This is a genomic window from Agrobacterium sp. 22-223-1 (assembly GCF_053522385.1).
This window is the reverse complement of sequence record NZ_JBNWCN010000001.1, coordinates 2,448,573-2,457,852: the sequence shown is the minus strand read 5'-3', so window position 1 is coordinate 2,457,852 and position 9,280 is coordinate 2,448,573. Positions and strand designations below refer to the sequence as shown.

Here is a 9,280-nt window from a genome sequence, read left to right as displayed (position 1 = left end):
ATGTTGCAGCCTTTTTCCGCCAGATAACCGGAAATCGCAGCCACAATGCCACGGGTCGATTTGCAGGCTACGGTCAGAACATAGGATGTCATTCGTTTTCCCTCAAAGACGTCGCGCCGGCATCAGCCGGCGCAGTTCGGCGCGTTCCATAGCGCAGCTCTGCGGCGGAGCAAAGCGTCAAGACGAACGCAGCCAAAGTCATAGTGCGGGAAAGGGCAGCGCGCCGTGCCGGAAGCGACATGGAATGTTCCATGGCCAGCACAGCGACGCCAGCTGTTTCTGTGGGCCGTTCCGGCCTCAGGCGCGGCGCAGGCGCATCGCGGTGCGGCCGCGACCGTCGAGCAGTTCCAGCGTGCCGCGGCGCGGCTCCAGCCTGAAGGAGCGGGCGCCCTCCAGCGCTTCGATGAACTGCCGTTCCTGGCGCATGATGTCAGGCGCGCAGGCCATCTGGGTGGAAATCATCCGGCCGAAATCGACGCGGTTGCGGCTGATCTTCACCTCGCCGCCGATGCCGTTGCAACCGGCATTGCCGGAAACGCGGCCCTCGCGGGTAATTTCCAGCGTCGCCTGACGGCGGCCGCGAACCCGCTCGCCAAGGATGTCCTGTACCAGCCAGCGCCCATCGATACCGGCTTCCGGCTCCGGCCGGCCCGGGCCGGCACCGACGCGCTCAAGCACGAGGTCGGTATCGTCGCGACCGCCGGTCAGCACCGAATAACGGCGGGTGGTGGTGAAGAGCAGCCGGTCGCGGTCGCGGATTTCGGCGCTCAGCGCATAGGAGCGGCGGCCACGGATGTCGCGGTCATCATAACGCAGCACGAAGGGCACCGGCACCTGCCCACGCGGGCGGATGGTGGTCTCGGCAATCGTCTGCGACCGCGCATCCGCCAGCGAAACGTCGATCAGCCGCACGGTAACGGTCGCGCCCGGCGGCAGGGCGATGCGCTCGCGATAGGAAACGCTGCCGCGCAGGCTTGCCGGTGCGGCAGCCGCGCCGCCCGCTGCAAAAAGCGGCGCAAGCGCAACAAGCCCGGCGAAACTGCGGCGCGAAAGAAGAGGTTGGCGGTCGGTCATGGTGCTTGCTCCGTGCTGGTGCCGATCAAATTTCAGCGGATGATAAAAAACGGCACTGAACGGGCGATGAACCGGTGGTTGTTTTCTCACGCGTGAGCCGGTGAGGTCCCAGGCGAATGATGACGCGTGCGTGCGATTATGAAAGCAGTGGGGAGGCTGCTGGCAGCCTCCCCACGGGTCTCAGCCGCGGAAACCGTCCCGCAGCGCTTCGAACTTCGCCAGTTGCCCGGCCAGCAGTTCCTTGTTCTCGTCGCGGCGGACGAAAATCTTGAACATGGCGCTGCCGGCGGCGTTCATGAACCAGACGGAACAGGAGCGGCGGCCGTGGAAGCCGCGGTCGACGAAGGTGATGCCGGCGCAATTGTCCTTCTTGATGTGACCGCCGATGGGGCTGTCGCCGTGGATGTTGAACCAGCCGTGGCTTTCGCTGCCTTCCGGCAGGTGGCCCGGCACTTCGAACACGATATCGCCGGTCTGCACGATCATCAGGACTTCGCCCCACCCGCGCATCTCGTTCCAGATGGCGTCGAAGCGGTCGGCGGCAGCGGAAACGGCGGCACCTTCCGGCAGGATCGCCAGGATTTCGGCCGGCGTCACCTCGGCCTTGGCGGCGATGGCCTCCACGATACCATCAGGCTTTTCGGCGAGCGCAGCGGCGGCGCGGGCCTGCCTGTCGTCGTCGGTCTTTTGGGCTGCAATGCTCATCGGGCGGCCTCAGGCGGCAATCGAACGGCGTTCGCCATTCTTGTCTTCATGGATGATGACGTCGAAGCCTTCGAAATGCGGGCCGGAGAGATATTCCACCTTACCGCGATTTTCGCCGGCCTTGGCGTGGGCGGCGCGGAACTGTTCGGATTTCGTCCAGGCGAGGAAATCGTCCTTGGTGGCCCAGACGGTGTGCGAGGCATAAAGCGTGTGGTCATCTGCCTTCGGGCCTTTCAGCATGTGAAATTCGATGTAGCCCGGCAATTCGCTCAGATGCGATTTGCGCTCGCGCCAGATGGATTCGAAGGTTTCTTCATAACCCGGCACGACACGAAAACGGTTCATTGCGATAAACATGAAATTCTCCCTTTAAGTTTCCAGTTTGAGTCAGGATATCCAGCCGCGGGGAGGTTGGAAAGGGGTTCACGACAAAGCGAACAAATTTACTCCACTTATCGATTGCGCCGCCCATAAACATGTGTAAAGAACTCAAGATTAATTGGCGCAGGGAAAGCCGCGCCGGGTCGTGTTTCAGGATAGCGCCATGTTGAATTCCCGCCTTCGTTCCTTCGTTTTCGCCGCTCTCGTGCCCGCCGCAATCGCCTTTGCCGCACCTGCCGCCATGGCTTCGGACAAGGGCAATCCGGAAGCGAAACGCATCGTCGCGGTGGGCGGCACGGTCACCGAAATCCTTTATGCGCTGGGCGCAGGAGACCGCGTCGTTGCGCGTGACAGCACCAGCAGCTATCCGGCCGATGCATTTGCCAAGCCGGATATCGGTTACATGCGGGCGCTCTCGTCGGAAGGCATCCTGTCGCAAAAGCCCGATCTCATCCTCTCCGAAGACGGGTCCGGCCCGGCGGATGTCATCGCCATCCTGAAGGCAAGTGCGGTGCCGTTCGTCACCGTCGATACGCCGCCGAGCGGCGACGCCATCCCCAAAAAGATCGAGGATGTCGGCGCGGCAGTCGGTCTTTCTGACAAGGCGAAGGCGCTGGCTGCCGAGACCAAGGCCGGGCTCGATGCGCTCGCCAAAGATGTCGCCGCCGTGCCGGAAAAGGGCAGGAAGCGGGTTCTCTTCGTGCTTTCCACCGCCGGTGGCCGCATCATGGCGGCGGGCAAGGATACAGAAGCCGCCGCGATCATCGAAATGGCAGGTGGCATCAATGCGGCTCAGGAGATCACGGGTTACAAGCCGCTGACGGATGAGGCGGTCATTGCCGCGGCACCCGACGTGGTGCTGACCATGGCGCGCGGCGACCACGCCGCCAAGGCGGATGAGACTTTCGCGCTGCCGGCCTTCCAGTCCACGCCTGCCGCTGCCAGCAAGGCGCTCATCAGCATGGATGGGCTTTATCTCATCGGTTTTGGCCCGCGCACGCCCGCTGCGGGCCGCGAGCTGGCAGCCAAGCTCTATCCTGAGGTGGTGAAGCCGTGAGCCTTGCAGCCTTGAGTTCCGCTGAAGGCAGGGTTGCGGGCGACAGATCCCGTCAGGGGGTCGTCACCCTCGCCGTGCTCGTCGGCATCCTGCTGTTTGCCTGTGGCGTGTCGCTGGTCAGCGGACCCACGGGCGTCGGCATGTCCGAACTCTGGGCTTATTTCACCGGCGGCGCGGATCAGCTCGATGCGCGCGACAGGGTCATTCTCGAGGCGGTTCGTCTGCCTCGCACGGCGCTTGGCATATTGATCGGCGCGGGGCTTGCCGTTTCGGGGGCGATGATGCAGGGCCTGTTTCGCAATCCGCTGGCCGATCCCGGCATTGTCGGCGTCACCTCGGGTGCAGCGCTCTTCGCGGTCGCGGCCATTTCTCTCGGGGAAGGCGCGCTTGCCACCGTCGCCGTGTTTTTCGGCCCGCATTTTCTGCCGCTGATGGCGTTTTTCGGCGGGTTGCTGAACACCTGGGTACTTTACCTGATCGCGACGAAGGATGGCGCCACCTCCACCACCACGCTCATTCTGGCCGGCATCGCGGTGGCGGCGATCAGCGGTGCTTTGACGGGGCTGATGATTTTCATGGCCGATGACCGGGCGCTGCGCGACATTACCTTCTGGTCGCTCGGTTCGCTCGGCGGGGCCACGCCCGCCAAGGTGCTCGCCACCTTGCCCTTCATCGTCATCGTGCTGGCCATCATTCCCTTCGTCGCGCGCGGGCTGGATGCGCTCATTCTGGGCGATGCCGCCGCCTTTCACATGGGCATTCCGGTGCAGCGGCTGAAGCGGATCGTCATTCTGGCCGTTGCCGCCGCCTGCGGGGCAAGCGTGGCGGCGGCCGGCTCGATCGGTTTCGTCGGCATCGTCGTGCCGCATCTTCTGCGGCTCGCCATCGGCCCGTCGCACCGCTTCCTGCTGCCGGCCTCCGCACTTGGCGGGGCAGCACTTCTGCTTCTGGCCGATAGTTTCGCCCGCACCGTCGCGTCACCGGCGGAACTGCCCATCGGCGTCGTCACGGCGCTCATCGGCGCGCCGGTCTTCCTGTTCCTGCTATTGGGACGCGGCGGTTTTTCCATGCGGAACATGTCATGATCCGGGCCGAAAACCTCACTCTCATCCGCTCCGGCCGCCGGCTTCTCGATGCGGTCAGCGTCGATCTGAAGCCCGGCAAGGTCAATGTCATCATCGGCCCCAACGGTGCGGGCAAATCCACGCTGATGAAGGTTCTCTCGGGCGAAATGCGCGCCGAGGGCGGTTCGGTGACCTATAACGACATCGACCTGCCGGCCTTCACGCCGGTCCAGCTCGCCCGTCTCAGGGCCGTGCTGCCGCAGAGCACCCAGCTTGCTTTCCCCTTCACCGCGCTCGAAATCGTGCGGATGGGGGCTGTCGCACAGGGGTCTCGCGCGCCGGAAGAGCAGGCACGCCGCGCGCTCGCCAAGGCCGGGCTGCGCGGTTTCGAGCAGCGGTCCTACAACATGCTCTCCGGCGGTGAGCAGCAGCGGGTGCAGTTTGCCCGGGCGCTGGCGCAGGTGCCGAACCCGATGGAAAATGGCGAGGCGCGGGCGCTCTTCCTCGACGAGCCCACCGCGAGTCTCGATATCGGCCACCAGATCGCGGTGCTGGAAACGGCGCGCGACTTTGCAGGCGGCGGCGGGCTGGTGCTTGCCATCCTGCACGACCTCAACCTTGCGGCGGAATTTGCCGATCAACTTATCGTCATGCATGGCGGCCGGGTGACGGCGAGCGGCCCCTCGCTGGAAACGATCAGCGACGAGACGATTGCAAGGGTCTATGGCATTGGCGGTGTCGTCGGCCGGCTGCCGGCGCGGCATATTCCTTACGTGCTGCCGCAGTCGCGCCACCGTTAAGGACCGTCCTTCGCCTCAGCTTTCCGGCCGGGTGGCGATGAAGAGCGCGGAGCCGAGCATGACGGCGGCGACGATGGCGGCCCGCAGCGGCGGCGGCTCGCTCAGAAACCAGAAAGCGGCGTAACTGACAGACATGGCAGAAAGTGCTGCGACCTTGGCGTTGCGGGCGATTGCGCCGCGTTCGCGCCATCGCCGCAGCGAAGGGCCGAATCTGGGGTGGGCCAGCAGCCATGCCTCGAGTCTTGGCGAGGAGCGGGAAAAACACCAGAGCGCCAGAAGCAGGAACGGCGTGGTGGGCAAAACGGGAAGAAACGCGCCGACAATGCCGGTCGCGACCATAAGCCAGCCAAGACAGAGATAAAGAAGGCGCATGCATAAGCCGGTATCATGAGTTCTCTACTCATGATAGAGCGGCGGCATTGAATCTGTCATCCCTGTTGCCGCAGGTCGTTGTCGCAGAGCCTTACCGCACGGGGCGAAGCAGAGGTTTTCTCCATCACATTTATCGTGATCGGCGTTTGGCCCGTCGGTCTAAAAGCGCCTTTAGGGTTGAAAGCGAAGCACGCAGTCTTTATCCCCTTGGGCCGCGATGCCCGGAGCATAACCGGGCCGTCAAAGGTTGAGAAGAAGAAGGAAAACACCATGGCCAAGCTGATCCACTCGATGGTCCGGGTGCTGGACGAAAAGCGTTCGGTGGAATTTTACAAACAGGCTTTCGGGCTTGAGGTTGCGGAACGCGCCGAGTTCGAAAACTTCACGCTGATCTATCTCAGCAATGCCGAGGGCGATTTCGAGCTGGAACTGACCGTTAACCGGGGTCGCGAAGTGCCCTATGCGCTGGGCGACGGCTATGGTCACCTTGCGGTCAGTGTGGCCGATGTGGATGGCGAGCACCAGCGCTTCACCGAGATCGGCCTTTCCCCCGGAAAAATCATCGAAGCCGATTATAAGGGCCAGCCTTTCGCGAAATACTTTTTCATCTGCGATCCGGATGGTTACAAGATCGAAGTGCTGCAACGCGGCAACCGGTTCAAATAAGCGCGATTATGGGAGAGGCGGGCATGGCAGAGGCAGGCGTCAAACTCGAGGATAGCTGGAAACGCGTTCTTTCCGGCGAATTCGCCAGCCCCTATATGCTCAAGCTGAAGGAGTTCCTGCTTGCCGAAAAGACCGCCGGCAAGCGCATTTTCCCCAGGGGTGCGGAATATTTCCGGGCGCTGGATCTCACGCCTCTCGATGAGGTCAAGGTCGTCATTCTAGGCCAGGACCCTTATCACGGGCTCGGTCAGGCGCATGGGCTGTGCTTTTCCGTCCAGCCCGGCGTGCGCATTCCGCCTTCGCTCGTCAATATCTACAAGGAATTGCAGAGCGATCTCGGCATTCGCCCGGTGGGTCACGGCTTTCTGGAAAGCTGGGCGAAACAGGGCGTGCTTCTGCTCAACAGCGTGCTGACGGTGGAAGAATCCCGCGCCGCCTCGCATCAGGGGCAGGGCTGGGAAAAATTCACCGACGCCGTCATTCGCGCCGTCAACGACGAATGCGACCATGTCGTCTTCCTGCTTTGGGGTTCCTATGCCCAGAAAAAGGCGGCCTTCGTGGACCAGCGCAAGCATCTCGTGCTGCGCTCGCCGCATCCGTCCCCGCTTTCGGCCCATAACGGCTTTTTCGGCAATGGCCATTTTTCCAAGGCAAACGCCTTTCTCGCCTCCCATGGCCGCCAGCCGATCGACTGGCAATTGCCGGAAACGGTGGGAAGCGACAAAAACCTTCTCTAGACACTCATAAAATACCTTTACGCTTCGCGGTTGTCGGGATTAAAGATAACCGGACTGCAAAGTGAAGGATTATGCCCGTGTCTCTCCTGTCTGCCGAAACCTCCGTCTCGCTGCCCGATCCGCTGTCGATCGTCGATGCTTTCGAGGATCATTTTTCCGAGCATATGGAGATGGAACGCGAAGGCGCGACAGTGCGGTTCAGGACGGAATACGGCCATGGCAGCTTCAGCGCCGAGGGCGGCCGTTTCGCCGCAAGGGTGAGCTGCATTTCCGAACATATATTGATGTCGGTAAAGGCCATGGTGGCCGAGCATATCGTCGAATTCTCCGGCGAGACGGGGCTGGATTTCCGCTGGAGCGGCCATGGCGCGCAACAGCGTGAGCTGCCCAATCTCTTCGTCGGCAAGGTCGCCCGCGCCTATAATCTGACGCCGCATATGCGCCGGCTGGTGGTTTCCGTCGAAAGCGGCATCGAAAGGCTGCTGACCGGCGGCATGCATGTGCGCCTGCTTCTGGTGCCGGATCAGGCCCGCGCGCCGGTCTGGCCTTATCTTGCGCCCACCGGGGCCATCGTCTGGCCGGCGGGCGACGATCTTCTCACACGGCGTGTCTACACCATCCGTTCCGGCGATATCGCGCGCGGTGAAGTCGATATCGATTTCGTCATGCATGAGGGCGACCACATGCCGGGCGCAACCTTCGGCGCGACGGCGAAGCCCGGCGATGTTCTCGGCATCATCGGCCCGAGCGGTGTTTGCCCGGAAGCCGAGCGTTATGTCTTTGCCGGTGACGAGACGGCGCTGCCGGTGATGCTGCGCATGGCGGCCGAAATGCCGGCCGGCAAAAAGCTCAGCGTCTATGCGGAAATCGACGATGAAGCCGAGCGGCAGGAGATCGTCTGCGCGGCAAATGTCGAGTGGACATGGCTTTATCGCCGCGGCAAGCCCGCCGGCACATCCGGCCTCATCGAAAAGGCGCTGCGCGACCATGGCTGGAGCGCGGATCATGACGGCCTGCATGTCTTTGTCGCCTGCGAAAAATCCGAGGCGAGGGCGGCAAAATCCTTCCTTACCGACGAGATTTCTTTCCCGAAAGCATCGCTGCGCGCTGTCGGCTACTGGACCCTGGGCGTCGCCGACGATCATTGAGCTGCCCTATCGGGCTCGTTGAACAGTCGGTTTTATCGTTCATCATTCGGGAACAATCCGTTCCCGTTGTCCTCTCTATGCCTGAGAGCGCTGTTACCCCATCTTTACGCCATGAACAGGGCAGGCCCCAACCGTGAGGCCCGCCAGGCAAAAGGGGTTTATCATGCTCAACCAGATCAAGGGCCTGCACCACGTCACGTCCATGGCGGCGAGCGCGCGCCAGAACAACAGTTTTTTCACCGATGCGCTCGGCCTGCGCCGGGTGAAAAAGACGGTCAATTTCGACGCGCCTGACGTCTATCATCTCTATTATGGCGATGAAGTCGGCACGCCTGGCTCCGTCATGACCTATTTTCCGTTCCCGCATATCGCCCGCGGTCGTCCCGGCACCGGTGAGGTAGGCACGACGCTGTTTTCCGTTCCGGAAGGATCGCTCGGCTACTGGCAGGACCGCCTTTCCAAGGCCGGCGTGGATGGCCTGAAGGCCGATGAAGCCTTCGGTAACAAGCGCCTGCATTTCGCAGGTCCCGATGGCGACGGCTTTGCGCTGGTCGAGGTCAGGGATGACAACCGTGCGCAGTGGATCGGCAACGGCGTCGGCGCGGATCAGGCGATCCATGGTTTTCAGGGTGCCTCGTTGCGACTTCGCGATGAAGGTGCGACCGCCGAGCTCTTGAAATTCATGGGCTATCAGGAAGTGGATCGCCAGGACGGCGTTCTGCGCCTCGGTATGCCCGGCGGTAACGGTGCTGACTTTATCGACATCGAAACCATGCCGAATATCTCTGGCGCGCGGTTGGGTGCAGGGTCCGTGCACCACATCGCCTTTGCGGTCGAAAACCGCGAAAAGCAGCTGGAGGTGCGCAAAGCGCTGATGGATACCGGCTATCAGGTGACGCCTGTCATCGACCGCGATTATTTCTGGGCGATCTATTTCCGCACCCCGGGCGGCGTGCTGTTCGAGGTGGCCACCAACGAGCCCGGTTTCGACCGCGACGAGGACACCGCCCATCTCGGCGAGGCGCTGAAGCTGCCGACCCAGCATGCGCATCTGCGCTCCGTGCTGGAAGAGCATCTGGAGCCGCTGGGCGATGAGAAGGCGGTTTAACCGCTCGATAGCGTTTGGCAGGACATTGCCACGTATTTCTTCTCCCCGTTTGGGGAGAAGGTGGCCCGAAGGGTCGGATGAGGGGGCAACGTCAGCTATAGATCGCACTCTTGCCCCCTTCATCCCGCTGCCGCGACCTTCTCCCCGGCGGGGAGAAGAAACAAGCCG

The 9,280-nt window shown here is 62.5% G+C and carries 11 protein-coding genes and 1 pseudogene; 7 read left to right on the top strand and 5 right to left on the bottom strand.

The window, feature by feature from the left end; genetic code table 11:
• The 4 genes and pseudogenes from purU to ACQZ60_RS12155 all read right to left on the bottom strand — a co-directional run.
• A pseudogene (purU, locus tag ACQZ60_RS12170) lies at positions 1 to 92 on the bottom strand (formyltetrahydrofolate deformylase); the annotation flags it as partial.
• A 205-nt stretch (positions 93 to 297) separates the two neighbouring features.
• Positions 298 to 1,074, bottom strand: a complete 777-nt coding sequence (locus ACQZ60_RS12165) for a YbaY family lipoprotein (protein ID WP_448735301.1) — start codon at positions 1,072 to 1,074, stop codon at positions 298 to 300.
• A gap of 180 nt (positions 1,075 to 1,254) precedes the next feature.
• Positions 1,255 to 1,779 (bottom strand): heme utilization cystosolic carrier protein HutX, encoded by a 525-nt coding sequence (gene hutX, locus ACQZ60_RS12160; protein WP_020809737.1) that lies wholly within the window; start codon positions 1,777 to 1,779, stop codon positions 1,255 to 1,257.
• 9 nt (positions 1,780 to 1,788) lie between these two features.
• On the bottom strand, positions 1,789 to 2,136 hold the full coding sequence (locus ACQZ60_RS12155) for an antibiotic biosynthesis monooxygenase family protein (protein ID WP_003522597.1): 348 nt from the start codon (positions 2,134 to 2,136) through the stop codon (positions 1,789 to 1,791).
• Positions 2,137 to 2,323: 187 nt separating this feature from the next.
• Between ACQZ60_RS12155 and ACQZ60_RS12150 the strand changes: the two genes are divergently transcribed.
• The 3 genes from ACQZ60_RS12150 to ACQZ60_RS12140 are packed head-to-tail and all read left to right on the top strand — an operon-like array spanning position 2,324 to position 5,081.
• A complete protein-coding gene (locus tag ACQZ60_RS12150; protein ID WP_031233725.1) occupies positions 2,324 to 3,217 on the top strand; it encodes a heme/hemin ABC transporter substrate-binding protein in 894 nt (297 codons plus the stop codon).
• Positions 3,214 to 4,302 carry a FecCD family ABC transporter permease gene (locus ACQZ60_RS12145; protein ID WP_020809735.1) on the top strand — a complete coding sequence of 363 codons (1,089 nt, stop codon included), beginning with the start codon at positions 3,214 to 3,216 and terminating at the stop codon, positions 4,300 to 4,302. The genes ACQZ60_RS12150 and ACQZ60_RS12145 overlap by 4 nt, the downstream gene beginning before the upstream one ends.
• Positions 4,299 to 5,081 (top strand): heme ABC transporter ATP-binding protein, encoded by a 783-nt coding sequence (locus tag ACQZ60_RS12140; RefSeq protein ID WP_020809734.1) that lies wholly within the window; start codon positions 4,299 to 4,301, stop codon positions 5,079 to 5,081. Before ACQZ60_RS12145 ends, ACQZ60_RS12140 begins: the two co-directional genes overlap by 4 nt.
• 15 nt (positions 5,082 to 5,096) lie before the next feature.
• Here the strand turns inward: ACQZ60_RS12140 and ACQZ60_RS12135 are convergent, their stop codons facing one another.
• Positions 5,097 to 5,453 carry a YbaN family protein gene (locus ACQZ60_RS12135; RefSeq protein WP_020809733.1) on the bottom strand — a complete coding sequence of 119 codons (357 nt, stop codon included), beginning with the start codon at positions 5,451 to 5,453 and terminating at the stop codon, positions 5,097 to 5,099.
• Between the two features lie 270 nt (positions 5,454 to 5,723).
• Here ACQZ60_RS12135 and ACQZ60_RS12130 point away from each other — a divergent pair, with 270 nt between their 5' ends.
• The 4 genes from ACQZ60_RS12130 to ACQZ60_RS12115 all read left to right on the top strand — a co-directional run bounded on the left by ACQZ60_RS12130 (position 5,724) and on the right by ACQZ60_RS12115 (position 9,112).
• On the top strand, positions 5,724 to 6,119 hold the full coding sequence (locus tag ACQZ60_RS12130; protein ID WP_003522591.1) for a VOC family protein: 396 nt from the start codon (positions 5,724 to 5,726) through the stop codon (positions 6,117 to 6,119).
• Between the two features lie 23 nt (positions 6,120 to 6,142).
• Entirely contained in the window at positions 6,143 to 6,856 is a 714-nt protein-coding gene (gene ung / locus ACQZ60_RS12125) for a uracil-DNA glycosylase (protein ID WP_448733936.1), read from the top strand.
• Between the two features lie 71 nt (positions 6,857 to 6,927).
• Positions 6,928 to 8,004, top strand: coding sequence for a siderophore-interacting protein (locus tag ACQZ60_RS12120; RefSeq protein WP_020809731.1), 1,077 nt, complete (start codon positions 6,928 to 6,930; stop codon positions 8,002 to 8,004).
• Positions 8,005 to 8,167: 163 nt separating this feature from the next.
• Positions 8,168 to 9,112, top strand: coding sequence for a VOC family protein (locus ACQZ60_RS12115; protein WP_112593150.1), 945 nt, complete (start codon positions 8,168 to 8,170; stop codon positions 9,110 to 9,112).
• The last annotated feature ends 168 nt before the right edge of the window (positions 9,113 to 9,280 follow it).

Excerpts from the sequence above, each read along its gene's own strand:
- ung (WP_448733936.1), top strand. The coding sequence starts at position 6,143 with ATGGCAGAGGCAGGCGTCAAACTCGAGGATAGCTGGAAACGCGTTCTT.
- ACQZ60_RS12165 (WP_448735301.1), bottom strand. The coding sequence starts at position 1,074 with ATGACCGACCGCCAACCTCTTCTTTCGCGCCGCAGTTTCGCCGGGCTT.
- hutX (WP_020809737.1), bottom strand. The coding sequence starts at position 1,779 with ATGAGCATTGCAGCCCAAAAGACCGACGACGACAGGCAGGCCCGCGCC.
- ACQZ60_RS12135 (WP_020809733.1), bottom strand. The coding sequence starts at position 5,453 with ATGCGCCTTCTTTATCTCTGTCTTGGCTGGCTTATGGTCGCGACCGGC.
- ACQZ60_RS12140 (WP_020809734.1), top strand. The coding sequence starts at position 4,299 with ATGATCCGGGCCGAAAACCTCACTCTCATCCGCTCCGGCCGCCGGCTT.
- ACQZ60_RS12115 (WP_112593150.1), top strand. The coding sequence starts at position 8,168 with ATGCTCAACCAGATCAAGGGCCTGCACCACGTCACGTCCATGGCGGCG.
- ACQZ60_RS12150 (WP_031233725.1), top strand. The coding sequence starts at position 2,324 with ATGTTGAATTCCCGCCTTCGTTCCTTCGTTTTCGCCGCTCTCGTGCCC.
- ACQZ60_RS12120 (WP_020809731.1), top strand. The coding sequence starts at position 6,928 with ATGCCCGTGTCTCTCCTGTCTGCCGAAACCTCCGTCTCGCTGCCCGAT.
- ACQZ60_RS12130 (WP_003522591.1), top strand. The coding sequence starts at position 5,724 with ATGGCCAAGCTGATCCACTCGATGGTCCGGGTGCTGGACGAAAAGCGT.
- ACQZ60_RS12155 (WP_003522597.1), bottom strand. The coding sequence starts at position 2,136 with ATGTTTATCGCAATGAACCGTTTTCGTGTCGTGCCGGGTTATGAAGAA.